The organism is Roseburia sp. AF25-13LB (genome assembly GCF_003478915.1).
Taxonomy (GTDB): Bacteria; Bacillota; Clostridia; order Lachnospirales; family Lachnospiraceae; genus Roseburia_C; species Roseburia_C amylophila.
In genome coordinates, this window is sequence record NZ_QUFO01000007.1 from 111230 (window position 1) to 137062 (window position 25833).

The window sequence follows — 25833 nt, forward strand, 5'->3', positions numbered from 1 at the left end:
AGAAAAAATCTGCCATTCAGCCATAAAGTATAAGGTTTCCGGGGGAAAATGGCAAGTATAAAAGATTGCATTTTTATATATTTTTTATTATAATGAAAAATCATAGTTAAAAGTGGGATAAAACGCAAAAAAGTTGGTGTGAATTATGGCAGATATTACAACAGAAGAATTAGAAGAATTAGAAAATGAAGTGGTGTCTAAGGATGACAACATAAAGACTATGCAGGAATTCGTCAGTCCGGAGAGCTTGTATCAGGAGCTGATTGCCAGCGTGAAGAAATATCACCCGTCGACGGATATTTCTTTGATTGAAAAGGCATATAAGACAGCGGATACGGCACATAAGGGACAGGTACGAAAATCCGGTGAAGCATATATCATTCATCCGTTGTGTGTGGCAATTATTTTAGCGGAACTGGAGCTGGATAAAGAGACTATCGTAGCCGGACTGCTTCATGATGTCGTAGAGGATACCGTCATGACAGTAGAGGAAATTGCTTCGGAGTTTTCAGAAGAGATTGCCCTTCTGGTAGATGGCGTTACAAAGCTGGGTCAGTTATCTTATGATGCGGATAAAGTCGAGGTTCAGGCAGAGAACTTAAGAAAAATGTTCCTTGCCATGGCAAAGGATATCCGTGTTATCTTAATCAAGCTGGCAGACCGGCTGCACAATATGCGTACGTTAAAATATATGACGCCGGAGAAGCAGAAGGAAAAAGCAAGAGAGACCATGGACATCTATGCGCCGATTGCACAGCGTCTTGGTATTTCTAAAATTAAAATCGAATTAGATGACCTTTCCTTAAAGTATCTGGAGCCGGAAGCATATTATGATCTGGTAGAAAAGGTTGCACTTCGTAAGAGTGTCCGTGATGATTATGTGCAGAGCCTTGTAAAAGAAGTGAGTAAACATATTGAAAATGCAGGAATCAAGGCACAGATTGACGGAAGAGCAAAGCATTTCTTTTCCATTTATAAGAAAATGGTCAATCAGCATAAGACCTTAGACCAGATTTATGATTTATTTGCCATAAGAATTATCGTGGATAATGTCAAGGACTGCTATGCAGCACTGGGTGTCATCCATGAGATGTATAAACCAATCCCGGGACGTTTTAAAGATTATATCGCTATGCCAAAGCCGAATATGTATCAGTCCCTCCACACCACACTGATTGGACCGACCGGACAGCCGTTTGAGATTCAGATTCGTACCTTTGAGATGCATCGTACCGCAGAATATGGTATCGCTGCCCACTGGAAATATAAGGAAGCTGCCAATAACGGCGGCACAGTGGCTACCACCAAATCAGAGGAAGAGAAGTTAAGCTGGCTGCGCCAGATTTTGGAATGGCAGAAAGACATGTCAGATAATAAAGAGTTCATGAGCCTGTTAAAGAGTGATTTGAACCTCTTTTCCGATACCGTATTCTGCTTTACTCCGTCCGGAGATGTCAAGAATCTGCCAACGGGTTCCACACCGGTAGACTTTGCGTACAGTATCCACTCGGCAGTTGGAAATAAGATGATTGGAGCCAAGGTAAATGGTAAATTAGTTCCAATTGATTACGAGATTCAGAACGGTGACCGTATTGAGATTATCACGTCCCAGAATTCCAAGGGACCGAGCCGTGACTGGTTAAATATTGTTAAGAGTACACAGGCGAAAAATAAGATTAACCAGTGGTTCCGGAGTGAGTTAAAAGAAGAAAATATCGTGAAGGGCAAGGAACTGATTGCCCAGTATTGTAAGGCAAAATCCATTAATCTTACGGATATTAACAAACCGGAATATCAGAGTAAGGTTATGCGGAAATATGGATTCCATGACTGGGATTCCGCACTGGCAACCTTAGGACACGGCGGACTGAAAGAAGGCCAGGTCGTGAATAAGATGCTGGAGGAGTACCGGAAAGACCACCCAATCCAGCTTACCGATGAGGATGTATTGAACAATGTGTCTTCCGAGAATAAGGATAAGGCAGTTCCACAGAAATCCAAGAGTGGTATCATTGTAAAAGGACTTTATGATGTGGCAGTGCATTTTTCCAAATGCTGCAGCCCGGTGCCGGGAGATGAAATTGTAGGATTTGTCACAAGAGGCCGTGGTGTATCTATTCATCGTACCGATTGCATTAATATAATGAACCTTTCCGAGCTGGAAAAAGTGCGTCTGATTGATGCAGAGTGGCAGCAGGGTGCAGAGCATGGTGACAATGGACTTTATCTTGCTGAGATTAAAATATTTGGTAATAACCGTACCGGACTTTTAGTAGATATTACCAGAATTTTCACCGAACGGGAAATTGATATCAGTTCCATTAATTCCAAGACCAGCAAACAGGGTGTTGCGACCATTTCTATTTCCTTTAATACCAAAGGCAAAGAGGAATTGAGCAGCTTAATAGAAAAAATCCGTCAGGTAGAGAGCGTGATTGATATTGAACGTACTACCGGCTGATAGAGCATTAGCAAAATAAATTGCTGATTTATGAAAAAAAGTCAAAGTCAGTTATTATTATAGAAGAGGAAAATTATGACAGAACAGACAGAAGTATTACGATATATTGTGGGACCAGTCTGCACCAACTGCTATCTTCTGGTAAATCATAAGACAGGAGAACTTCTTGTGGTAGACCCGGGAGACCAGGCACAGTTGATTGAAAAGCAGATTGAGAAAACCGGAGCAAAACCGGTGGCAATCCTTCTGACCCATGGACATTTTGATCATGCAGGAGCAGCAGAAGCGCTTGCAGATAAATACCAGATTTCCATTTATGCCCATGAGGCAGAGAGGGAGACCTTGGAGGACCCGGGACTTAACCTTTGCGGGATGATAGGAGAGCATAAGGTCTATCATGCAGATATTTTCGTAAAAGACGAAGAAGTATTAAATCTTGCAGGATTTTCCATCCGTGTATTTTTTACACCGGGGCATACCATTGGCGGATGCTGCTATTATATTGCAGATGAGAAGATTCTTTTCAGCGGAGATACGCTGTTTCAGGAATCTGTGGGAAGAACTGATTTCCCAAGAGGAAGTGCATCGGATTTAATCCGGGCAATCAGAGAAAAACTGATGCCGCTGCCGGATGATGTGACCGTGTATACCGGACATGACGAAAGCACTTTAATAGGCTATGAGCGGATGCATAATCCGTATTTATAAGGACGAACCATGATAACAGTATTATTAGATAAAGCAGAATTTGAATATGATATCCATTCGCTGGTGAAGGCATTTTATCCAAAGGAAGAGGTATATGTTTCCACGAAGGATAAGGAGAAAAAAGAAGAGCCGGTACATTATCACATGGATGTACAGTTTGCACCGGAAGAAATCATTTTTTCCTGGAAACGGGTGGAGGCTTCGGAAGACAATGCGAATCAGACCGGAATTACAAAATGTGTAGCAGTAGATTATACAAACCGCAAGGAGACCAAGAACAGTTTAAAGCGGACACTGTATCGGTTATTGTCAGAATATACCGGAGTGGAGCTTCCTTGGGGAAATCTTACCGGTATCCGCCCGACCAAGATTCCGATGGCACTTTTAGAAGAGGGTAAGAGCGAGGAAGAAATTGCCCGCTATATGAAGGAAACGTATTTTACTTCCGATGAGAAGATAAAGCTCAGTATTGAAATTGCAGAGCGGGAGTTGGAACTTTTACACAAATTAGACTACGAAGAAGGCTACAGCCTTTATATTGGAATTCCATTCTGCCCGACGACCTGCCTTTACTGTTCCTTTACTTCTTATTCCATGTCAGCCTGGAAAAACCGCATGGATGACTACTTAAGTGCACTGGAAAAGGAACTGGATTATACAGCGGTCAAATTTGCACATAAGAAATTAAACAGCATTTATATCGGTGGTGGAACACCGACCACATTAAATCCACAACAGTTAGACAGATTGATTCGAAAAATTAAATGTAGTTTTGATTTATCTGATTTAGTGGAATTTACAGTGGAAGCCGGAAGACCGGACAGTATTACAAAAGAGAAGCTTATGGTGCTTCGCAATCATGATATCAGCAGAATTTCCATTAATCCACAGACCATGAAACAGGAGACACTGGATCTGATTGGACGGCATCATACCGTGCAGCAGACAATAGACAGCTTTAATCTGGCAAGAGAACTTGGATTTGATAATATCAATATGGATTTAATCGTAGGACTTCCGGGAGAGAGTCTTTCAGATGTAGCAGATACCATGGAAGTAATCCGGAAGTTAGCACCGGATAATCTGACGGTTCACTCACTTGCCATCAAGCGTGCAGCAAGGCTGAATATACAAAGAGAGCGTTATCAGGATTTTGAAATTGTCAATACCGCAGACCATATCGCACTGACTTCGAAAGTGGCAGAAGAAATGGGCCTTTTCCCATATTATTTATACCGCCAGAAGAATATGGCAGGCAATTTTGAAAACGTAGGCTATGCAGCACCGGGAAAAGCCGGTGTATACAATGTTCTTATTATGGAAGAGAAACAGAGTATTGTAGCCTGTGGTGCTGGTGCATCCACGAAACGTGTCTGGGTACAGCCAAATCCCGATGGCACACACCGGATTGAACGTGCCGAGAATGTCAAGGATGTGGCACAGTATATCACAAGGATTGATGAGATGATTGAACGGAAGAGCCGGCTCTTTACAAAGGAATAAAAGCGGTTGACATATCAGAACACGAAAAATATAATAGTTCTGTATGAATACAAATATATAATAAGAAAAATAGATAAAATGCTTATCTCGGAAAATGGAGGAAATTTCATGGCATTGAGTAAGAAGCCGGTTACAGGCATGAAGGATATTTTACCGGAGGAGATGCAGATTCGTGATTATGTGCAGAATGTAATTAAAGAGACCTACCGGAGTTTTGGATTTACACCAATTGAAACTCCTTGTATGGAGAATATTGCAAACCTCACCAGCAAACAGGGTGGAGAAAATGAAAAACTCATTTTCAAAGTATTAAAACGTGGTGAAAAGCTGAATTTACAGACAGCGGAAAAAGAAGAAGATGTAGTGGACTTTGGTATGCGTTACGACCTTACCGTTCCACTGGTAAGATTCTATTCCAATAACAGTAACCAGCTCCCATCCCCGTTTAAGGCATTACAGATGGGAAATGTGTGGCGTGCTGACCGTCCTCAGAGAGGGCGTTATCGTCAGTTCATGCAGTGCGATATTGACATTTTAGGAGAGCCGTCCAATCTGGCAGAGATTGAGCTGATTCTTGCAACAACTACAACCCTCGGCAGGATTGGATTTAAGAATTTTGAAATCCGAATCAATGAACGCCGTATTTTAAAAGCAATGGCAGCTTACAGCGGATTTCCGGAAGAAAGCTACGACCTTGTATTTATCATCTTAGACAAGATGGACAAGATTGGGTTGGACGGAGTCGCAGAAGAACTGAAAAAGGAAGGCTTTGCAGAAGAAGCGGTCGATAAGTACTTATCCTTATTTGAAAAAGCAGAAGGTACCGAAAACGGACTGGTTACCTTATGTGATACCTTAATTGAGGCAGGATTCTTAGAGGAAGAAGTAAAGCAGAACCTGACAGAGATTATCGACAGTGTAGAAGCTACCAAGGCAGCAGATTTTAAAATGGTATTTGATCCGACTTTAGTGCGTGGCATGGGTTATTATACAGGAACTATTTTTGAAATAGCTATGCCGGAGTTCGGCGGAAGCTGCGGTGGTGGCGGACGTTATGATAAGATGGTTGGAAGATTTACCGGCAACGATGTACCTGCATGTGGATTTTCCATCGGTTTTGAAAGAATCATTCTTCTGCTCTTAGAGAGCGGATTTAAGATTCCGGGACAGGCAGCGAAGAAGGCATATCTCATCGAAAAGGGATATCCGGCTGATAAGCTGCAGAAGGTAATTGCACAGGCTCAGAAGGAACGTTCCGAAGGAACCCAGGTATTAGTGGTTCGTATGAATAAGAACAAGAAGTTCCAGAAGGAGAAGCTTACGGCAGAGGGTTATGAAGAATTTGTGGAGTTTTTTAACAGATAGTCTGTTTTTCTGCAAGAAGCAGAAAATGGAATGATTTTGATAAGATTTTTAGGAGGATAAAAAAATGTCAGAATCCATGCAGGGATTACACAGAACCCATAGATGTACAGAAGTATCCAATGCCAATATTGGAGAAAAAGTTACCGTCATGGGCTGGGTACAGAAAAGAAGAAATTTAGGAAGTCTTATATTCATAGATTTAAGAGACCGTTCCGGAATTCTGCAGCTTGTATTCGACGAGCCAAAGGTAGGAAGCGAAGGCTTTGCCAAAGCAGGAACACTGCGTAGCGAGTTTGTTATTGCAGTCGAAGGAACCGTGCAGAAGCGTTCTGCAGCAGTTAATGAGAATTTAAAGACCGGTGATATTGAGGTAATTGCTGAGAGTATCCGTATTCTTTCAGAATCACAGACACCGCCATTTCAGATTGAAGAGAACAGCCAGACGAAAGATGAGATTCGTTTAAAATATCGTTATCTTGATTTACGTAGACCGGATATCCAGCGTAACCTGATGCTGCGTAGTAAAGTAGCATATCTGATGCGTGATTTTATGGCAAAAGAAGGTTTCTTAGAGATTGAGACACCGGTTCTTTGTAAGTCTACACCGGAAGGTGCAAGAGATTATCTGGTGCCAAGCCGTATACATCCGGGTAGCTTTTATGCATTGCCGCAGTCACCACAGCTTTTCAAACAGCTTCTGATGGCATCCGGATATGACCGTTATTTCCAGATTGCAAAATGTTTCCGTGATGAGGATTTACGTGCAGACCGTCAGCCGGAATTTACCCAGGCAGATATGGAGCTTTCTTTTGTAGATATTGATGATGTATTAGATGTCAATGAGCGTCTGTTAAAATACATTTTCAAAGAAGCCATCGGTGTAGATGTAGAACTTCCACTTAAGAGAATGCCTTGGCAGGAAGCAATGGATCGTTTTGGTTCTGATAAGCCGGATACCCGTTTTGGAATGGAATTAAAGGATGTATCTGATATTGTAAAAGATTGCGGTTTTGGTGTATTTACCAGTGCGTTAGAGCAGGGCGGTTCTGTCCGTGGTATCAATGCAGAAGGACAGGGCGCAATGCCAAGAAAGAAGATTGACAAGCTGGTAGAGTTTGCAAAAGGCTATGGAGCAAAAGGACTTGCTTATCTTTCTGTACAGGAAGATGGCAGCTATAAATCATCCTTTGCAAAATTCATGACAGAAGAGGAATTGAAGAATCTGGTAGCAGCAATGGACGGAAAGCCGGGAGACCTGCTTTTATTTGCAGCAGACAAGAATAAAATTGTATGGAATGTATTAGGTGCACTTCGTCTTGAAATTGCCAAAGAATTAGACCTCTTAGACCCGAACCAGTATAATTTCCTCTGGATTACAGAGTTCCCATTGTTGGAGTGGTCAGATGAAGAGAATCGTTATATGGCAATGCATCATCCGTTTACCATGCCAATGGAAGAGGACTGGGATAAGATTGATACAGATCCAGGTGCAGTACGTGCCAAAGCATATGACATCGTATTAAATGGTACCGAGTTAGGCGGTGGTTCTGTCCGTATCCACCAGAGTGATATTCAGGAGAAAATGTTTGAGGTTCTTGGCTTTACAAAAGAGAGAGCACATGAGCAGTTTGGATTCCTTCTGGATGCATTCTCCTATGGTGTACCACCACACGCAGGACTGGCTTATGGTCTTGACCGTCTGGTTATGCATATGGTACATGCAGATTCCATCCGTGATGTCATCGCATTCCCGAAAGTAAAGGATGCATCCGACCTTATGTCCAATGCCCCGGATATCGTAGATGAGAAGCAGTTAGAGGAACTGTGCATCAAAGTGGATGAGAAAGAAGTAGAAGAAAAAGAAGCAGAAGAAGCTGCAGAAAAATAAAGAAACAGATAAAGCATATTTCTCACATAAATAAAAGAGTTATTTATCACAGAATTTTAAACCGTGGTACAATAACTCTTTTTTGATTTACGCGAGTAGCGAGAAAAAACGCATGCTCGCCAGACATCCGTAAGAAGCTGCTTTGACGGCTTTGTATCTGCCGGTGTTTTATCGATATTCACCCATATAGAACAATGCAATCGTTCCAGGACCGGAATGTGCACCGATAGTTGAACCGACATAATTGATTAAGAAGCTGTCGATGCCAAAACGTTCTTTTACAAGATTTGCAACAAACTGTGCATCTTCTAAAGCATCACCATGGCTGATAAATACGATATCATTCTGGTCACGGTAGGAACCCATCTGCTTTTCCATATTGTCAACCAGGGTAATCAGGGATTTTTTACGTCCACGAACCTTGGAAACCATAATAAGATGACCTTCATCATCTACATGAAGCACCGGCTTTAAGTTAATCATGGTACCAAGAACCGCAGCGGTTTTAGAAACACGTCCGCCTCTGTGAAGGTGGAACAAATCATCTACCGTAAAGTTATGTACCAGATGTAGTTTATTTTCCTCCAGCCATTTTACGGTTTCTTCTAAAGTGGCACCATTTTCTTTCATCTGGACAGCTTTGTGAACCAGAAGTCCCTCGCCCATGGAAGCACAGAGAGAGTCTACGACAACGACTTTATGTGGGAAATTATCTTCTTCCATTTCACTTGCAGCAATTTTTGTACTGGAGTAGCTGCCGCTGAGTCCGCTGGAAAAGGCAATGTGAAGAATATCACAGTCATTTTCCGTGGCAATTTTTGTAAAGATTTCGCGGGCAGTTTCCGGGTTGACCTGAGAGGTGGTAGGCAGAGAGCCGGCGCGCATTTTTGCATAGAATTCTTTGACATCCATTGGATGTTCCCAGTCATAGGTTTTGCCGTCTATAGTATAAGTGAGTGACAGCATGCCAAGATTATGTTCTGCTACATAATCTGCCGGCAAATCTGCGGTAGTGTCGGTGGTAATAATAAATTTATTCATGTGTCCTCCTGTAGTTCTTATATAAAATTGTGGCATAAAATCATACCTTTTTTATTATAGCATAATGAAAAATGAAAATGTAAAATTTTTATAAAAATGAAAAAATATATTTACAAAAAAAGAAAAAGCAGGTATGATTAGAGCCATCTTATTTATCTTTTTTTATCCGGGAGTTTCCTCCCAAATATTCCAAACAGTGAAACGAAATTCAGTATGGAAAGGGGTTTTCTTATTTGAAAGAAATTTTTGAACAGTATGGTGGGGTAATTATAACAGTAGTTGCGATTGCAGCATTAGCAGCACTTGTGACAGCAATTATGGGAAATGGAACCAGTGGCCCCGTTTATGATGCATTTAAGAACTTAATTGATAACTTTGGAAATAACATCGGAACACCATAGGAGGGGATGACTTGGACAGACAGGAACTGGGTATCCGGATGGAGCCGGATTATTTTGGTCCCCTTTGGCGTTATGTCCGGAATGATAAGATTACAGATATTGACTATAACGGAAACCAGTTGTGGATTACAGATGTAGAAAATGAACGATATCTGATTCGAAGCCATGGAATTACAGAGAAGTTTGTAGAGCAGTTTTCCCATCGGATTGCCAATGAAGTGAGCAAGCCTTTTAACAAGAAAAATAATTTGTTGGAGGCGGAGACCAATACGCTGCGTATCAGTATTGTGCATGAATCTGTTGCCATATCCGGCAGGAGTATCTGTATCCGTAAGTCAATGCCAATGTTGCGTATGCAGGTAAAAAGGATGGTGGAGGATGAGTATGTAGCTGTTCCGGTACTGGAATTGCTGACCAATTGTGTGGCTGCAAAAATGAATTTTGTCTTTTGTGGAGAACCGGGGGCGGGAAAGACAGAATGTGCAAAATTTTTTTCGCAGTTTATTCCGGCAGGAGAGCGTGTCATTACGATAGAGGATAATCCAGAATGGCATTACAGTCAGATTAATCCCGGAAAAGATTGTGTGGAACTGCGAATTAATCCGGATTTTGATTATACCAAAGCCATTAAGACATGTCTCAGACAGAACCCATCCTGGATTATGTTATCGGAGGCACGTTCTACGGAAGTAAAGTCTTTACTGGAATGCTGGTCTACCGGAATCCGTGGATTTACCACGCTTCATACGGATGATGTGCGTAAAATTCCGGACCGTATTTTGAATATGATGGAGAGCCGTATGGATGCAGACCGCATGGAAAATGATGTATACAGCTATGTTGATGTTGGAATTCTGCTGCGGAAGAAAATGAGTGCAGAAGGAAAATTGTACCGTTATATAGACCAGGTCTGCTTCTTTGTAAGAGAAGAAGGAAGAAATGAAATATATATGCAGGTGGTGGATGGCAATCTTATGGTGAGAGAACTTCCAAAAGGGCTGATTGCGCGTATGAAGCGGCATGGAATTTTCGAGCCATTTGATAATCCGATGATACAACATCGTCTGGAAGGAGAAGAATATGAAAAAGAATGAGCGTTTCGTTGCCTATGGAGGCTGTTATGGATTATTGCTGCTGGCAGCATTTTTATTACAGCTTAAGTGGCAGGGATATATCTGCTGCAGTATTGTATTTGTTCTTGTTATGTGGCGTATGGATAAAGTGTTGAAGGAAGAAAAGAAGCAACAGACCCGTCTGCAGGAAGCAGAATTGTATATGGAGCAGATGCTGTATGCATTTTTGCAGAATCCGAAAATCTTATCTGCACTGGAGACAGTTTGTGCATTGTTTGAACCGGGAGCCATGCGAAAACAGATAGAAACTGCAATCTTTCATTTACGAAAAGAATATGACAGCAATATGAAAGAAGAGTTAGATGCGATTGAGCAGCAGTATGAAAATCGCAGAATGAAAGAGATTCATGCGTATTTTCTGATGGTAGAACAGTATGGCGGAGCATACGAGACAACGGTGGAATTGCTTTTGGAGGATTTGCAGAAGTGGATGGAACGGGTCAGACTGCATCAGCAGGACTGTAAGAAATATCGAAGAAATGTATTCTTAGCGGTGGGTTTATCCATTCTGGTATGTGCAATAACGAATCATTTGCTGCCAAAAGATATTGAATTATCGCAACTTTTGGTTTGCCAGATTGCATCAATTCTTTTTCTGTCCCTGGATATGCTGATTTGCTTCCGGGCAATGAAGCGTACCTGTCGCAACTGGTTGAAGGAAAGGGAATCTTATGGAGAAGGGGATGAAAAGAAATATCGTTATGTGCAGTCCCATAAAGGAGTGCGCAGTAATTTCTACCGGAAGTATCTGAGAAAGAAAATGGAAACGGAATTTCCGCAGTGGTTAATGGACATTTCTTTATTGCTTCAGACTGAAAATGTGCAGGTGGCATTCTATCGTATCCGGCCGCAGACACCGGAGGTTCTAAGACCGGCAGTGGATGATATGCTGGAAGAACTTTCACAGAATCCGGAGAGTCTGGAACCATATCTTAATTTTTTAAAAGATTATGATTTACCGGATGTGCATTCTGCTATGCGGATGTTGTATGCATTATCCAACGGCGGATATGGAAACAGTGAAAAGCAGTTAAGTCAGATTTTAAAACGGAATCAGGAACTTTTAGATAAGGCAGAAAGAGAACAAAATCAGGATTCACTGGCTGGATTATATGCATTGTTTTTAGCCCCGGCATTGACTGGAGCAGGAAAAATGATGATTGATATGACGGCATTTCTGGTGGTATTTTTAGCAAGCGTACATAGATAGGGGATTAGATGGAACAGGTAATAAAAACATATCTTGGAATATTTCTGATGATGCTGCTGTCAACAGTTGGAATAGGTATTGTTGCAGCAGAAGCGCAGATTTGTCAGGCAAGAAATTTTAAATCGGATGTGGTAGTGGAACTGGAAAACAGCAATTATAACCGGGAAGTAATAAATGCCTGTATAAAGCAGGCTGATGAATTGGGCTATCAGCTGCAGGTTAATTTATATGAGGATTCCGGAGCTATAACTGTATGTGAAAATGGAAACGTGCCGCCCGTGGAAAAGGAGGTAACCATGGCGGAAGTGATATTGCATTACGCATACCGGATGGGACCATTTCACAGTAAAACGGAGCATAGTATCCGGGGATTTGGAAGGTAGATTTATGAGAAAAATTATGGAGGATTATGGACAGGCAATCATCTATGCAGTACTTGGAAGTGGTTGTATCGGAGTGTTGTGGTATTTGCTTGGTTATGTCCGGTAAGGGGATAAAAATGCATTTTTTTATGGAAGAATATGGTGGACTTGTGATAGCGGTTCTGGCAGTCATTGTTATGACAGGAATTTTATTTGGACTGTTTTCACAGGGAGGTTATCTTTATGAAATGATAAGCAGAGCACAGGGGGCATTGGGGTAAAACAAATGAAAACATTATGGAAAGAATATGGACAGACAGTAATTACCGTATTAGTGGCGGCAATGTTACTGATATTATGCTTATGGGGATTTCGCATAACTGGAAGTGGGATGGAACGTCCGGCAGCCGGTGCAGATGTTGGAAATAATATGGACGGAAAAATGTTAAAAGATATTCATAGCCGTCAGGTTCCGGTGATTATCTATGAAGATCATCGCATCTTAACGATTGCAGATAAGATAGCGTTATCAGAACTGTTTCACGCAGTGGATGCAGATGGAAAGGAACTTAAGATTGAGATAACTGATATCAGAAATCAGGCAGGAAAAACAGTAGAAGATATTTATGAAAAGGCAGGAATCTATGAAATAGAGGTGCGGGTAGAAGATGCATATGAAAAGCGGACGGTTTCCCGTTTCCGGATTCCGGTAAATGGAGGCGGTATATGAAACATATGGTATTGGGGGTATTATCCGGAGGAATTGTTGTTTTATTTGTGGTAGTTCTGCTGACCATGCAGCATAAAAATGTACGAAAAGAAGAATTAGAACAGAGTCTTACCGAAGCAATGGAAACAACATTGCAGATGGTACAGGCGGATGCAGACAGAGATTATACTTCCGAAGATATGAGGACATTACTGATTCGAAATCTGGTTCCGCAGATGAATTCCGATTCAGAATTAACTGTTCGGATGATTGCAGCAGATGCAGAAAAAGGATTACTTTCTGTGGAAGTGGAAGAGTATTTTTCGTATCCGGGCGGGAAAGAGGGCAGCATACAGTGCTGCCGTACAATTCTTACAGATGACGATGGGAATGGAGAAGAAACGGAGAAAGGGGAAAAAGAAGTGGCAATGCAGACGGTAATCTTTTATCGCTCCAGGGAAGAAATGGAACAGGGAAAATCTTATTATAAGAAGCTGGAAATACAAAAGGGGGATTACTGTACCTCTCCGGCAGAACCGGTTTGTGATGATTTGAAAAAGAAGTTTTTAGAGTGGCGGGACAGCAAGGATTATCTCGCGGATTTTACACAGTGTGTAGAAGAAAATCAGACATATTATGCAGTATTTGAATAGGGGGGTAAGCATGAAAAAGAAGGTGCGAAAGGGAGTATGCCGTTTCCTTTGCGGATGCATGATTCTTTTTATGAGTCCGTGCAGTATTCAGATGATAAGTGCGGAAACGGTAGAAGAAACTGAGGTGGCAGAATCTGAAAAAGCAGAAGTATTAGAAGCAGAAGTATTAGAAACAGAAGAAACCAAGCAGTTGGAAGAAATGCCGGATGAATTGACTTCATCTGTTTACGGAAGTGCGCAGACCTGGTATCCGGAAACTTCCGGGTATTTCATATTGATAGTTCGTGACAATGCAGGTGGAAGAACAGCTCGTTACCGGATTGACTGTAATATAGGGGAACGTCATTCCAATGGGATTAATTATCGAATCTATTATAAAATGTATCTGATTGGGGGAGACGAGCTTGGCATTACATTAGAAGATAGGGAATATTATACCAGACATGATAATGCAACTTCTGAAATAGGAGCAAGGGAATATCATCTTCCGGTTACGTTTCGTCTGCCGGAGCTGGGGCATCATTTTGAAGGAGTGTCTACCAGCAACTGCTATCAGACATACTTTGAGAGTATGGAAGAGGAAACCTGTAGTTTTGTGGTGGACACCAACGGATGTGGAATGACACCCTGGGGAGATGATGGCGCATGGCATAATGATAATATCGAAGTAAATTATCTCGAAAATCGTTATACCATTCATTATGATGGAAATGGGGCTACCAGCGGAACTGTTGCTTCTCAACCGGATGTGCTGTATGGAAAACAGATTCAATTACAGCAGAATCAGTATAAGAAAGAGTATACAGTAACCTTGGATGGAAATGGTGGAACATCTGAGGCAGAGAAACTTACCGCGGAAAGCACCTTTGTCGGGTGGGAAGATCATAACAGTTTTTATTATAACGGAATAGAATTTCCGTGGTATGCATTTGATGCCCCCTGTTATGCAAAAGCAAATCAGGATTTACTGGAAAGTTTCGGGTTTAATAAGGCAGCATTAGTAAAACATTTCTATCAGTATGTGATACAGGGCAGGGAACGAAGAATATCCAGTCCATATTTTCGATTGACGGATTATATGAAATATGGAGGGGAAGATTTAAAACAGGCATTTGGCAGCCGGCGTGAGTCATATTTATTACATTGGATAAATCATGGATATAATGAGCATAGAGAGGGAATAGGCACAATCGGTGTGCCGGAAGCGTTATCGGAACTTTCTGTATACGAAGATAAGGCACAGGTATTAAATTTATCTTCAAAGCATAAGGGAGAGGTTCTATTAAAGGCACAATGGAAGGATGCAGAAGTAATACTTCCATCTGCAAAGCGCAGTGGGTATGCGTTTGCCGGCTGGGCAGACAGGAAAGGTGCTAAAGAGCCGGTATATAATTCAGGAGATAAGGTAGTGGTAACGGAGAATCAGACCTTTTATGCCATCTGGAAGAAATCAAAGCCACCGGTTATAGAGCGGACGATATCGATTCAGAATGGAACGGATGGATTCTATACATATGTCTTTGTGCGGGATGGCGGAGATGGAATTAAAAAGACTGCTTTTGCGGTGTGGAGTGAAAACCAGGGTCAGGATGATTTGACGGCAGAATGGCAGATGTCAGAATTAGGAGAAAAAGGGGACTATTTTATAGAGGGGCAAAACTATAATTACCGTTATTATACCTCTGCTGTAAAACATAAGAATGAATATGGAAGGCATCTGATTTCAATTTATGCATATGACAGTCTGGATGGCTATGCAACAGCAGATACGGATTTTTGCTATTGCTTTCCAATCATTTTTGATGGAAATGGAGGCCTGATCGATGGAGAAGAGACAAAGCAGGAGAGCCGATATTATGGGACACCCTATGGAGAAATGCCAGACGCCGTGCGGGAGAACTTCCTTTTCTTAGGATGGAGCACAGAGCCGGATACAGAACAGGACAAAGAGGAAGATAAAAAGCCGGATGTAATATGGCAGGAAAAAGAACTTATCGGGGAAGAAGATGTTTTTTGCCATGCAGGGGAACAGAGATTATATGCACAGTGGGATGAGAGTCCTGTTATTGAGGCAAAAGATCAGTATTATAGTTTGACGGATGCAAGAAGCGGCAGGATTACAGAGGAAATACTTTTGCAGCAGGCATGTGCAAAGGACAGAGAAAACAGCTCAGAAGATAATCCGGAAGGTATCTTAGAGAGCGGAGTAGATGAAGAGAAGAATACTGTTTTTTGCGTGGAAGATTATACGGAAGAAGAGTGGAAGAACTTTGCGCATGAAGGAACCACCACGATTACTTATTATGCAAAAGATGCAGTTGGCAATGTCAGCAGAAAACAGGTTACCGTTTATCTGGTGGATACTACCTCGCAACAGGTGGAGGACAAAGAAAAAACGTTTCGATTTATCAGTGAAAAATATCTTGATACCATAACACAGGATTCTATTTGGAGGAGAGAAGAAAATTACAGACAGTTAGAAGAGGCATTGCAAAGGAATACGGCTTTAGAAGTCTGGAATTTATCACATCAACAGATGAATGAGATGAAAGAATATGAATTGCAGCATAATACTGGAAAAATGACGGAAATAGAGCGTTTTCGGAACAAATTTATCCATTGTATCGGTGAATATGCCGAAATTTAGAAAGAAAGAAGAAATTGGTTGCACAATAAAAATGACTTATGGTATAGTTGGAGAAAAGTGAAAGGAGTTATGAAAAATTGAATCCAAAGAAAAAAATATTGATTTTATCAGGCTGTCTGCTTACAGTGGCAGCTGTAGTTGGTGGTACATTTTTCGTACAGAAGAGCAGTAATCATGTTTTAAACAAAACATCCATAGGAAAATTCCACGAAGCAGAGGAGCATACTGCAACAGGAGTTGTGGTTTGTAAGACGGAAGCATTGCAGGAGGTATTTCAGCAGAAGAAAGAAGAGGTTCTGTTGGCAAAGCAGGAAGTGCCGGATGAATCCGAGGGAAAGAATGAGAAAACCGATAAAAAGGGAACACAGGAAGTGACACCGGGAAAGGAACCAACAGAGCCGGCATCAACTGCAGGAGGGCCGGCCCCTTCAGCTCAGAAAAACGCAACGACATCCGGGGGACAGGAACCTGTCGGTGGAATTCCAGCAGCACCATCAGATGCACCATCGGAAACTCCGGCAGCACCATCAGAGACACCGTCGGAAACTCCGGCAGCACCATCAGATACACCGTCAGAAACTCCGGCAACGACACCGACAGAACAGCCGGCAGAGGAAACAAAACCAGCAAATCCATGCCCGTATCCGCTTTGGACAGTGATGAGTTTTGATGATGGAACTATGGGATATTACTGGCCGATGGATTATGATATTGCAGATGCAGTAAGAGTGGACAAGGAATTGTATGAATTACATTATACCAGACTGGTAAGTACAACTTTTGTGGGAAATTATGATGGCGCATATCATGTAAGATTAAGTAAATTCAGTTATCATATTCCGTATGCAGATGACTGATGATAGAAAAAGAAAGGTATATCGAAAACTCCCTAAGGAGTTTTCAGATATACCTTTTCGATTCTGTTCTTATCCATTTTTTCAACCCGGAGCAGGATTCCATTTTCTGTGGTAATGGATTCTCCCTCGTCCGGAAGATGGTCTAAATGTTCTAAGATATAGCCGCCAATGGAATCATAATCTTCTGACTCTAAATGAATCCCCAGTTTTTCGCACATATCATAAAGGTTCATGGAACCATTGACCAGGTATTCTTTTTCACTTAAAGCAGTAATATCAGCTTCTTCATTGGCATCATATTCGTCATGAATTTCGCCTACAATTTCCTCTAATAAATCCTCTAAAGTAACAAGACCGGCAGTTGCACCATATTCATCTAATACGATAGCAATGTTGAGGGAAGAAGCCTGCATTTCTTTTAATAATTCAGCAGTATTCTTATGCTCATATGTAAAGAACGGTTCCCGCATAATAGAGCGGATGGAAAAATTCGTCCGGTCATCATAGAGCAATAAATCCTTTACATTTAAAATACCAATGACATTGTCCGTGGTATCTTCATATACTGGTAATCTTGTATATTTGGCTTCCCGGAAAATCTCTAATAATTTTTCGTAGCTGGCATTGACATCTACGAAAGTCATATCTATGCGGGGAACCATAATTTCTTTTGCTTCAGAATCAGTTAAATCGAACACATTATTAATCATATTGCGTTCTTCATTCTCAATAACACCGGATTCGTGACTGACATTTACGATAGTACGAAGCTCGGCTTCTGTCATGGTCTGCTTCTTGGCATCAGGATTAATATGCAGGAGCTTTAAGAAGCCATGGGAAAGCATATTAATAATAAAGATGACAGGAGTAAGAACCTTCATAAGAAAGCTGACAACTCCGGAGTACGCCAATGCCAGTTTTTCGGAATGTATGGTAGCAATTGTTTTTGGAGTGATTTCACCGAAAATCAGAATCAAAACAGTTAAAATTCCAGTTGATATTCCGGCAGCAACACTTCCGAAAATGCGGATGGCAAGTGCTGTAGAAATAGCAGAGGCGGATAAGTTTACAATATTATTTCCGATTAAAATAGCGCTTAACATTTTAGATGAATGATCCGTGATAGCAAGCACGCGCTTTGCCCTTACATTTCCTTCATCTGCCAAGGTCCGCATCTTAATCCGGTTAACGGTTACAAGGGCGGTTTCAGCAGAAGAAAAGAATGCTGATAAAAGAATCAGTATGACAAGACTTACTAATTGGATGATATCTGTTCCGCTCAAATTAGTCCACCTGCAGATTGGAATAGTAATCCGTAAGAGCACTTAAATCTACCTCTGTATAGGATACCGGTTTATTTGCTTCATGATTTTTATAAATGGAGAAGCCTGCCCAGCCTATGATAAGTGCAATGACAACAACGGTAGCGGTATAACCCAGATAACGCTTGCATTTCTCCTGTTTCATTATTTTTTTACGATTTTTCTTTTGTTCTTTATAACGGTCAACTTTTTCCTGACTCATAAGAAATCTCCTTGCAATTTTTTTAATAATAATGGTATTATACACCATGTAGGAATAAAATTGAACAAAAAATTCAAAAACTAATAGAAAACTAATAGAAAACAAAAAAATAGAAGAAGGAAAGAAAAATGAAGCAGGGAATAATTTTTGATATGGATGGAACTCTGTGGGATTCTACAGTCGGTGTGGCAGAATCCTGGAATGAAATATTAAAACAGGAAAAAGTGAACCGTACACCTCTGACTGTAGAGGATTTTCGTGGAATCATGGGAAAAACAATGGATGTTATTGCAGCAAAATTTTTCCCGGATATGCCGGAAAAAGAGCGGATGGAACTTTTAGATAAATGTGGCGAATATGAAAATGAATATCTGTCCGGGCATGGTGCGGTGTTATATCCGGGTGTGGAAGAAACCTTTGCAAAGCTGAAGGAAAAATATGAACTTTATATCGTAAGCAATTGTCAGAGCGGATATATCGAGGCTTTTCTTTCTTATTATAACTTAGGAAAATATATTTCGGATATAGAATGCTATGGAAATAATGAAAAACAGAAAGAAGATAATATAGCCCTGGTAGTATCCCGGAATGCACTTACCGATGCAGTGTATGTGGGAGATATCCAGAGCGATTACGAATCCAGCAAAAAGGCAGGAGTCGCTTTTATCCATGCAGCATATGGATTTGGCACAATTGATGATGAAGTACCGGAAATTGAAAATTTGTCACAGCTTCCGGAAGTGGTAGAAAAAGTATTTGCCGGAAAATAATTAAAATAGAAAACAGGAAACGAATGTAGAAATAAGAGAAAAAGAGTCTTGGTTGTTTGAAAAGAACGAAGCAAGGCTCTTTTTTTGCTTTACAGGAAATTGCTTTCCTGTAAAGTAAAAAACGCGCCGCGAGGATGCGCACTGCGGCGTATAAGGTAGATGTCGCAAGCGACCGCCGCAGGCGCGGGAATGTGCCAAGGCACATTCTTTTTTCTTGCCCGGCATTCGTAAAAGGCTGCCAGTGACAGGTTTTATAGGTTGACAAATAATACTATATGATATATAGTATTGAATATAAAATAGTAATGCATAAAGAATAATATTATATTTATGAAAATCTGGAGGGAGTGATTGCATGGTATTTAATACAGGTGCGGCACTTCTGGATGCAATTGTTTTGGCTGTAGTATCAAAGGATGAGGAAGGTACTTATGGCTATAAGATTACACAGGATGTGCGGAAAGCCATTGAAGTGTCAGAATCAACGCTGTATCCGGTGCTGCGAAGATTGCAGAAGGACGGTTGTCTGGAAGTATATGACAGAGAATGTGGGGGCAGAAACCGAAGGTATTATAAGATAACTGGAAATGGAAATGAAAGATTAACATATTATCGAAAGGAATGGGAAAATTATTCTTCGAAAATAACAGAATTATTTTCCGGAGAGGAGAAGATATGAACAGACAGGAGTTTATGAGAAGGCTGGAGCAGTTATTAGAAGGAATTCCGGAAGAGGAAAAACGGGAAGCAATTGCATACTATACCAGTTACTTTGAAGATGCAGGAGAAGAAAATGAAGAAAAAATAATCCGGGAATTAGAATCACCGGAAAAAGTGGCAGCAACCATCCGGGCAGATTTTCCGGGATGCAATAGCAGTGAGACAGCATCTTCCGGTAATCAGCAGAATTATAACGGTGCAAGCCAGAGTATGGGACAGCAGAATTATAACGGTGCAAGCCAGAATATGGGGCAGCAGAATTATAACGGAACGATCCAGAGGGAAGACAATACCACAAGAAATATTCTGCTTATAATCCTGCTGGTGCTTACTTCACCAATCTGGGGCGGTATTTTAGTAGCAATTGGTGGAACGTTAGCAGGAATTATCGGAGGACTATTTGGAATTGCAGTCGGCTGTGTAATCGGCGGAATAGCGGTAGCAGGTGTAGCAATTACAATTTTGGTAACAGGCGCAATTTCCCTAGGTCTTATTTCTATGGCAGCCGGACTTCTGATGCTTGCAATTGGATTATGTGCGGCCGGACTTCTGGTTCTGGTATGTGGAAAGTTTCTTCCATGGTTTGCAAAAGGAATTGCAAAATTATGGCAGTCACTGTTTAAGAAGAAAGGGGGCGCTTGCGCATGAAAAAAGCATTAAAAATTATTTTTGGTATTGCATTAGGCTGCTTTCTTTTAGGCTGCGTGGTATTAGGAATTGGAATTGCAACCGGTGGAACCATGCGGGAATTTGTAGAAGCAGTGCAAAATAATAAATTTGCATTTCATTGGGATATAACTGACTGGGAAGGACAGGATAAAGGAACAGCCAGTACAGAAGAGACTGCATTTGCACCGGAAGATGTGAAATCACTTGATATCGATATGGATGCAGGAATGTTGAAAGTAGTCAAAGGAAAAGGCAAAGAGATTAAGGTAATAACAACTTCTAAAAATGCTGAGGTAGAGACTGCATTGGAAGATGGAACTTTAATAATCAGCGAAAACTTCCATGCAGCATATTGGGGCGATGGAGTGCATCGTTTACAGGTGGTTATTGAAGTGCCGGAACAGCTTGAGTTAGAGGAACTTTCAGTTGAAGTAGGAGCAGGAAATATTGATATAAAAGAAGGACTGTTGACGACAGCATATGCAAGCTTGGATGTGGATGCCGGAAATCTTGATTTTGCCGGTGAAGTAAAAGGTGATTTAGACGCCAATTGTAATGTGGGAAATATGGAATTGAAATTAACCGGAGAGCAGCAGGATTACAATTACAGTTTAAGCTGTGGTGTTGGTTCTATAAAAGCAGGAGATATTTCTGTTGCCGGACTTGGCAGAGATGACGAAATCGACAATGGTGCAGATTATGATATGGATATAAACTGTGATGTGGGAAATATTGATGTGATTTTTGAAAAATAGAATGAGATATGATATAATATATTTGATAATTTCTTGTAATAATGAAAGAAATTATACTCCACTCTTGAAAAATCAGTATATGCAGGGGTAATTCATAGAAGAGTATTTTCTGGAATTCAGCTTAGAAGGTGACAGAGTGTCCGCTATCTCTTGCAGTATGGTTTATGGAATCAAGAAGAAAGGAGTATTCATATGTCGAAAGGGCATGGGGTATCTGGAAAGACTCATACGAAGCAACAGCTTAATGATTATGCAAATCAGAATAATCCTAACAATAAGGCATATCAAGCTAGAAAAGCAAATGAACGCCAATATGCTAAAAAAAAGAAAGCATATAGTATGGACACTGTAGCTGATCTGGAATGGTATTGTTATGGCTGGATTGATGATTAGTTGTAAGTCTTTTTATGATGAATAATGGAAAAACGGATAGCAGACAATTTTTTTCAACTTGCCTGCTATCATTTTTTATAAAATTATTTACTTGGAAACCCACTCATTTACATCATTGATTTTACTTAAAACCGGGAGCAGAATCAGGCAGAGAATAATGCCGACAACACCCTGGACGATATTGAATGGAATACCTGCAGCAGAAGAAGCAATTCCGGTAGCAAGAGCAGCGGAGGAGAAAGAACCGCTGGCAAATGCAGCAAGACCTGCTTCAAACAGGAAGTAGCCAAGTACCATAAGAGCCTCACCTACGATACCGCCGATAACAACGCGGACACTGCGGTTAGCTTTGGAAGAAATGTTAAGACGCAGTTTGTGGAACAGAAGTCCGGCGATGCATGCGGTCAGAGCCTTGATGATTAAAGTGGCAGGAGCCCAGGTCATATAGCCGGAGAAAATATCAGCAAACATGGAGCCGATACCAGCGGCAAGTGCACCAATTCCAGGTCCTAAGATAATACCACATAGGAGTACCAGTCCGTCTCCTAAATGAATATATCCAAAAGTTGGTGTAGGAATCTTAATAATCATAGTTGCAATGCAGGTAAATGCAGCAAGCAAGGCCGCAGTAACCATTTTCTTTGTATTTTTCATAATAAAGTAAATCCTTTCTTTGGTATATGATCTGCAAATCGTTTTCCCTATCATATGTAAAATGTGGTTTGATTAAAATAGCCAGATATAACAAATATGACCATGCCAGCTTAAAGGCAAAAGGAGTATACAAATTTTAACGATTGCCGAAATGCTCATTCATTGGTAAAATAGTCACGGAAACATGACTACAAAAAAGGAGATAAAATAATGAAGAAAGAAGTTCGGATTGCATTATATATAGTTTCTATAGTGTGTGTGATTCTGCTGGGTGCAGCAATGATATATGCAGCCCATCACGGTGGAAGCATCCGCCAGAAGGACAGCCGGCAGACTGCCGCAACAGCAGGGACAGAAGCGGCAGAAGACAGCAAGGATAAAAATGGAGAATCCAATTTAAAGACCAGTGATAAAACTGACGGTAAAAATGATGCGGAAGCCGGAAAGGATGCAGCTTCTGAAGATGCAGATAAGAATACGGAGAAAAATGTAAAAACAACAGATGTAACAGAAGATACAACACTGATGTTTACCGGAGACGTACTTTTTGCCAATTCTTTTAAAACAAACTATGATGCCGGAGGCATAGATGCTGTCATAGATAATGGCATGAAAGAGCTGCTTGTAAATGCAGATATTACCATGGTAAATGAAGAATTTCCGTTTAGTAACCGGGGCACCCAGATGGAGGACAAGCAGTATACCTTCCGCACAGACCCATCCTATGCAGCCGCATTAAAGGAAATGGGCGTGGACGTGGTCACTCTGGCAAATAATCATATCCTCGATTATGGAAGGGAAGCATTGAGTGATACGTTTACAACATTAGATGGACAGGGCATTTTATATGCCGGAGCAGGGGACAGCGTAGAGCGGGCGCAGGAAGTGCAGATAATAGAAGTAAATGGGAAAAAGTATGGATTTCTTGCAGCATCCCGTGTACTTCCGGTTGCCGGCTGGAATGTAGAAAGCGCAGTACCGGGAGTCCTTTCTACTTATGATGAAACGCGGTTTGTCAATGCCATTGCCGAAGCACGCAGTCAGTGTGATGTGCTGGTGGTTTATGTCCACTGGGGCTTGGAACATCAGGAAAAACCTGAGGCATATCAGAGAACGCTGGCACAGAAATATATCGAAGCCGGTGCAGATGTAGTGTTTGGTGCACATTCCCATTGTCTGCAGGGCATTGAATATATCGACGGAAAGCCGGTGTTTTACAGCCTTGGCAATTTTGTTTTTGGCAGCAGCATTGAGCGCACCATGGCAGTGGAAATGGTAGTGGATAAGGATGGTGCAATTTCTTATAAGCTGGTGGGAGCAAAGGCAGAAAATGGAAAGACCAGACAGATGAATGAATTAGAACAGCAGCAGTTGAATGACTATATCAACAGCATTTCCTTTGGCGTAACGGTGCAGGATGACGGAACCGTAACACCACAATAAGAGACAGCAGAGTATGAAACAGTATTGGTACAATAAGCTGAAAAGAAGTGCATAAAAATACCGGATTGCGATAGAGTAGTAATAAAAGAAATTGCCGGGAGATGGAATGAACAGTTCGAAACGGGAAAACTTACTGAATCTGGCACTGGATGCAACAGAAGAGGAAAGACTGCAGTCCTTAAACTTAAATGTAGGATATCAGGAAGAAACGGACACATGGGAAGTCATTGTAAAATATACCGGAAGTCTCAGAAAATTAGAGGAGATATTTCCGGATATTGAAGTTACAGAACTGAGCAATGAATATGCAGTTATCCGGCTGCCGGAGGCTTTGATGGATGCGGTAACAGACCGGACAGAAATTGAATATATGGAAAAACCAAAGAGGCTCTTTTTCTCTGTACAGCAGGGAATCAGAGCCTCCTGCATTACGTCCCTTTATACAAGAAAAATGGGGTTAGGGGGAACGGGATTGAGTGGGAAAGGTGTGATAACGGCATTTTTAGATAGTGGCATCGATTACAGACACCCGGATTTTAGAAAGGAAGATGGAAGTAGCCGGATTCTGGCAATCTGGGATCAGACCATTGCAGGAAATCCACCGGCGGGATTCCGGCTTGGAACGGAATACGACCGGGACGTAATCAATGAAGCATTGCAGCAGGAGGATATACAGGAGGGGTACCGTATCTGCCCCAGCCGGGATTTATCCGGGCACGGAACCCATGTGGCAGGAATCGCAGCGGGAAATGGAAGATCATCCAATGAAAGAAACCGGGGCGTGGCATATGAAAGTGATTTGCTGGTGGTAAAGCTTGGCACACCGGGAAAAAATTCTTTTCCAAGGACAACAGAGCTGATGCTTGGAATGGATTATATTCTCCGGAAAGCACTGGAACTTAAGCAGCCGGTGGCAGTAAATATAAGCTTTGGCAATACCTATGGTTCCCATGATGGAACCTCTCTTCTTGAAACCTATTTATCAGATATGGCAAATTACTGGAAATCGGTTCTGGTGATTGGCACCGGAAATGAAGGCAGTGCCAGAGGGCATACCTCCGGGCAGCTTGTAATGGGAAGAGAACAGGAAGTGGAATTTGCAGTAGGAGAATATGAGCCTGCGTTAAGCTTACAAATCTGGAAATCCTATGCGGATATTTTTTCCATCCGGATGACACATCCCAGTGGGAAAACGGTGGGGATTATCCGGCAGCTGCAGGGCCCCCAGAGATTTACTATCGAAGGAACGCAGATTTTATTATATTTTGGAGAACCAAGCCCTTTCAGTCCTTTTCAGGAAATCTATTTTGATTTTCTTCCGGTGGAAAATTATATCGACAGCGGAATCTATAAAATAACGCTGATACCGGAAAAGATTGTAACCGGGGTCTATAATATGTGGCTGCCTTCCCTTGCGGTCATCGGAGAAGCAACCGGATTTTTATATCCCACAGAAGAGACAACGCTTACAATTCCATCCACTGCCTATAAGGTAATTTCGGTGGGGGCCTATGATGCAAGATATAATCAGGTGGCAGCCTTTTCCGGGAGAGGGTTCACCAGAGAGACCAATCAGGTGAAACCGGACATCTGTGCGCCAGGGGTGGACATTGAATCCTGTGCACCAGGCGGCGGTTATACCGTACGAAGTGGAACTTCAATGGCAACGCCATTTGTAACCGGGACGGCAGCACTTTTTATGCAATGGGGAATTGTAGAGAAACATGATGCTTTTTTATATGGGGAAAAAATAAAAGCATATCTCATCCGGGGAGCAAGACCACTGCCGGGATATTCCTTTTTCCCAAATCCAAGGCTGGGCTGGGGTGTATTGTGTGCAGCGGACAGTCTGCCATCGGATGCTGGATGAATACGGTTGTACTTTTATGACACTTTTCTGAATAAATATTGTAAAAAACGATAATTTGATGTACAATTAAAAAATGCAGGAAGGAATGTATAGACAG

The 25833-nt window shown here is 41.5% G+C and carries 25 protein-coding genes; 21 read left to right on the top strand and 4 right to left on the bottom strand.

Annotation, left to right across the window (positions count from 1 at the left end; all coding sequences use genetic code 11):
• Positions 1-145: 145 nt before the first annotated feature.
• The 5 genes from DWY37_RS11035 to aspS all read left to right on the top strand — a co-directional run bounded on the left by DWY37_RS11035 (position 146) and on the right by aspS (position 7925).
• On the top strand, positions 146-2461 hold the full coding sequence (locus DWY37_RS11035; protein WP_117699158.1) for a RelA/SpoT family protein: 2316 nt from the start codon (positions 146-148) through the stop codon (positions 2459-2461).
• Positions 2462-2536: 75 nt separating this feature from the next.
• Positions 2537-3169, top strand: coding sequence for an MBL fold metallo-hydrolase (locus DWY37_RS11040; protein WP_117699157.1), 633 nt, complete (start codon positions 2537-2539; stop codon positions 3167-3169).
• A 9-nt stretch (positions 3170-3178) separates the two neighbouring features.
• Positions 3179-4672 (top strand): coproporphyrinogen dehydrogenase HemZ, encoded by a 1494-nt coding sequence (gene hemZ, locus DWY37_RS11045; RefSeq protein ID WP_117699156.1) that lies wholly within the window; start codon positions 3179-3181, stop codon positions 4670-4672.
• A 108-nt stretch (positions 4673-4780) separates the two neighbouring features.
• On the top strand, positions 4781-6037 hold the full coding sequence (hisS, locus tag DWY37_RS11050) for a histidine--tRNA ligase (protein WP_117699155.1): 1257 nt from the start codon (positions 4781-4783) through the stop codon (positions 6035-6037).
• A gap of 64 nt (positions 6038-6101) precedes the next feature.
• Positions 6102-7925, top strand: a complete 1824-nt coding sequence (aspS, locus tag DWY37_RS11055) for an aspartate--tRNA ligase (protein ID WP_117699154.1) — start codon at positions 6102-6104, stop codon at positions 7923-7925.
• 168 nt (positions 7926-8093) lie between these two features.
• On the opposite strand, the gene DWY37_RS11060 is transcribed toward aspS, so the two are convergent.
• Positions 8094-8966, bottom strand: a complete 873-nt coding sequence (locus DWY37_RS11060; RefSeq protein ID WP_022244372.1) for a DegV family protein — start codon at positions 8964-8966, stop codon at positions 8094-8096.
• Positions 8967-9199: 233 nt separating this feature from the next.
• Here DWY37_RS11060 and DWY37_RS15995 point away from each other — a divergent pair, with 233 nt between their 5' ends.
• From DWY37_RS15995 to DWY37_RS11095, 9 genes are all read left to right on the top strand, one after another.
• Positions 9200-9367, top strand: a complete 168-nt coding sequence (locus tag DWY37_RS15995) for a hypothetical protein (protein WP_022244373.1) — start codon at positions 9200-9202, stop codon at positions 9365-9367.
• An 11-nt stretch (positions 9368-9378) separates the two neighbouring features.
• Entirely contained in the window at positions 9379-10461 is a 1083-nt protein-coding gene (locus DWY37_RS11065; RefSeq protein WP_330417603.1) for an ATPase, T2SS/T4P/T4SS family, read from the top strand.
• Positions 10448-11710, top strand: a complete 1263-nt coding sequence (locus DWY37_RS11070) for a hypothetical protein (protein ID WP_117947673.1) — start codon at positions 10448-10450, stop codon at positions 11708-11710. Before DWY37_RS11065 ends, DWY37_RS11070 begins: the two co-directional genes overlap by 14 nt.
• A gap of 8 nt (positions 11711-11718) precedes the next feature.
• On the top strand, positions 11719-12093 hold the full coding sequence (locus DWY37_RS11075) for a hypothetical protein (RefSeq protein ID WP_117698834.1): 375 nt from the start codon (positions 11719-11721) through the stop codon (positions 12091-12093).
• Positions 12094-12209: 116 nt separating this feature from the next.
• Positions 12210-12353, top strand: a complete 144-nt coding sequence (locus DWY37_RS15845; RefSeq protein WP_156454680.1) for a hypothetical protein — start codon at positions 12210-12212, stop codon at positions 12351-12353.
• 5 nt (positions 12354-12358) lie between these two features.
• Positions 12359-12802, top strand: a complete 444-nt coding sequence (locus DWY37_RS11080) for a hypothetical protein (RefSeq protein WP_117698833.1) — start codon at positions 12359-12361, stop codon at positions 12800-12802.
• Positions 12799-13434 carry a hypothetical protein gene (locus DWY37_RS11085; protein WP_117698832.1) on the top strand — a complete coding sequence of 212 codons (636 nt, stop codon included), beginning with the start codon at positions 12799-12801 and terminating at the stop codon, positions 13432-13434. The genes DWY37_RS11080 and DWY37_RS11085 overlap by 4 nt, the downstream gene beginning before the upstream one ends.
• Positions 13435-13444: 10 nt before the next feature.
• Positions 13445-16081 (top strand): InlB B-repeat-containing protein, encoded by a 2637-nt coding sequence (locus DWY37_RS11090; RefSeq protein ID WP_158552115.1) that lies wholly within the window; start codon positions 13445-13447, stop codon positions 16079-16081.
• Between the two features lie 77 nt (positions 16082-16158).
• The gene (locus tag DWY37_RS11095) at positions 16159-16938 is read left to right on the top strand and encodes a hypothetical protein (protein ID WP_118541629.1); all 780 of its coding nucleotides are present in this window, start codon (positions 16159-16161) and stop codon (positions 16936-16938) included.
• Positions 16939-16970: 32 nt separating this feature from the next.
• On the opposite strand, the gene DWY37_RS11100 is transcribed toward DWY37_RS11095, so the two are convergent.
• Positions 16971-18221: an HlyC/CorC family transporter gene (locus DWY37_RS11100; protein WP_117698829.1), complete on the bottom strand. Its 1251-nt coding sequence runs from the start codon at positions 18219-18221 to the stop codon at positions 16971-16973.
• Position 18222: 1 nt separating this feature from the next.
• Positions 18223-18462: a hypothetical protein gene (locus DWY37_RS11105; protein WP_022244383.1), complete on the bottom strand. Its 240-nt coding sequence runs from the start codon at positions 18460-18462 to the stop codon at positions 18223-18225.
• 128 nt (positions 18463-18590) lie between these two features.
• On the opposite strand from DWY37_RS11105, the gene DWY37_RS11110 reads away from it, so the two are divergent.
• From DWY37_RS11110 to DWY37_RS11130, 5 genes are all read left to right on the top strand, one after another.
• A complete protein-coding gene (locus DWY37_RS11110) occupies positions 18591-19232 on the top strand; it encodes an HAD family hydrolase (RefSeq protein ID WP_117698828.1) in 642 nt (213 codons plus the stop codon).
• 355 nt (positions 19233-19587) lie between these two features.
• Positions 19588-19911, top strand: coding sequence for a PadR family transcriptional regulator (locus tag DWY37_RS11115; protein WP_022244385.1), 324 nt, complete (start codon positions 19588-19590; stop codon positions 19909-19911).
• Positions 19908-20600: a DUF1700 domain-containing protein gene (locus DWY37_RS11120; RefSeq protein ID WP_158552114.1), complete on the top strand. Its 693-nt coding sequence runs from the start codon at positions 19908-19910 to the stop codon at positions 20598-20600. The genes DWY37_RS11115 and DWY37_RS11120 overlap by 4 nt, the downstream gene beginning before the upstream one ends.
• A complete protein-coding gene (locus tag DWY37_RS11125) occupies positions 20597-21376 on the top strand; it encodes a DUF4097 family beta strand repeat-containing protein (protein WP_117698826.1) in 780 nt (259 codons plus the stop codon). The genes DWY37_RS11120 and DWY37_RS11125 overlap by 4 nt, the downstream gene beginning before the upstream one ends.
• A 192-nt stretch (positions 21377-21568) precedes the next feature.
• Positions 21569-21769, top strand: coding sequence for a hypothetical protein (locus DWY37_RS11130; RefSeq protein WP_117698825.1), 201 nt, complete (start codon positions 21569-21571; stop codon positions 21767-21769).
• A gap of 87 nt (positions 21770-21856) precedes the next feature.
• Here DWY37_RS11130 and DWY37_RS11135 read toward each other — a convergent pair whose 3' ends face one another.
• Positions 21857-22423, bottom strand: a complete 567-nt coding sequence (locus DWY37_RS11135) for an ECF transporter S component (RefSeq protein WP_022244388.1) — start codon at positions 22421-22423, stop codon at positions 21857-21859.
• A 210-nt stretch (positions 22424-22633) separates the two neighbouring features.
• Here DWY37_RS11135 and DWY37_RS11140 point away from each other — a divergent pair, with 210 nt between their 5' ends.
• Together DWY37_RS11140 and DWY37_RS11145 are read left to right on the top strand one after the other, a co-directional pair.
• Entirely contained in the window at positions 22634-23866 is a 1233-nt protein-coding gene (locus DWY37_RS11140) for a CapA family protein (protein ID WP_117698824.1), read from the top strand.
• A 106-nt stretch (positions 23867-23972) separates the two neighbouring features.
• The gene (locus tag DWY37_RS11145) at positions 23973-25736 is read left to right on the top strand and encodes a S8 family peptidase (RefSeq protein WP_117698823.1); all 1764 of its coding nucleotides are present in this window, start codon (positions 23973-23975) and stop codon (positions 25734-25736) included.
• Positions 25737-25833 lie beyond the last annotated feature (97 nt).

Coding starts and splice junctions, on each gene's coding strand:
- DWY37_RS11035 (WP_117699158.1), top strand. CDS start 146: ATGGCAGATATTACAACAGAAGAATTAGAAGAATTAGAAAATGAAGTG.
- DWY37_RS11040 (WP_117699157.1), top strand. CDS start 2,537: ATGACAGAACAGACAGAAGTATTACGATATATTGTGGGACCAGTCTGC.
- hemZ (WP_117699156.1), top strand. CDS start 3,179: ATGATAACAGTATTATTAGATAAAGCAGAATTTGAATATGATATCCAT.
- hisS (WP_117699155.1), top strand. CDS start 4,781: ATGGCATTGAGTAAGAAGCCGGTTACAGGCATGAAGGATATTTTACCG.
- aspS (WP_117699154.1), top strand. CDS start 6,102: ATGTCAGAATCCATGCAGGGATTACACAGAACCCATAGATGTACAGAA.
- DWY37_RS11060 (WP_022244372.1), bottom strand. CDS start 8,966: ATGAATAAATTTATTATTACCACCGACACTACCGCAGATTTGCCGGCA.
- DWY37_RS11070 (WP_117947673.1), top strand. CDS start 10,448: ATGAAAAAGAATGAGCGTTTCGTTGCCTATGGAGGCTGTTATGGATTA.
- DWY37_RS11075 (WP_117698834.1), top strand. CDS start 11,719: ATGGAACAGGTAATAAAAACATATCTTGGAATATTTCTGATGATGCTG.
- DWY37_RS15845 (WP_156454680.1), top strand. CDS start 12,210: ATGCATTTTTTTATGGAAGAATATGGTGGACTTGTGATAGCGGTTCTG.
- DWY37_RS11080 (WP_117698833.1), top strand. CDS start 12,359: ATGAAAACATTATGGAAAGAATATGGACAGACAGTAATTACCGTATTA.
- DWY37_RS11085 (WP_117698832.1), top strand. CDS start 12,799: ATGAAACATATGGTATTGGGGGTATTATCCGGAGGAATTGTTGTTTTA.
- DWY37_RS11090 (WP_158552115.1), top strand. CDS start 13,445: ATGAAAAAGAAGGTGCGAAAGGGAGTATGCCGTTTCCTTTGCGGATGC.
- DWY37_RS11105 (WP_022244383.1), bottom strand. CDS start 18,462: ATGAGTCAGGAAAAAGTTGACCGTTATAAAGAACAAAAGAAAAATCGT.
- DWY37_RS11110 (WP_117698828.1), top strand. CDS start 18,591: ATGAAGCAGGGAATAATTTTTGATATGGATGGAACTCTGTGGGATTCT.
- DWY37_RS11115 (WP_022244385.1), top strand. CDS start 19,588: ATGGTATTTAATACAGGTGCGGCACTTCTGGATGCAATTGTTTTGGCT.
- DWY37_RS11120 (WP_158552114.1), top strand. CDS start 19,908: ATGAACAGACAGGAGTTTATGAGAAGGCTGGAGCAGTTATTAGAAGGA.
- DWY37_RS11125 (WP_117698826.1), top strand. CDS start 20,597: ATGAAAAAAGCATTAAAAATTATTTTTGGTATTGCATTAGGCTGCTTT.
- DWY37_RS11130 (WP_117698825.1), top strand. CDS start 21,569: ATGTCGAAAGGGCATGGGGTATCTGGAAAGACTCATACGAAGCAACAG.
- DWY37_RS11135 (WP_022244388.1), bottom strand. CDS start 22,423: ATGAAAAATACAAAGAAAATGGTTACTGCGGCCTTGCTTGCTGCATTT.
- DWY37_RS11140 (WP_117698824.1), top strand. CDS start 22,634: ATGAAGAAAGAAGTTCGGATTGCATTATATATAGTTTCTATAGTGTGT.
- DWY37_RS11145 (WP_117698823.1), top strand. CDS start 23,973: ATGAACAGTTCGAAACGGGAAAACTTACTGAATCTGGCACTGGATGCA.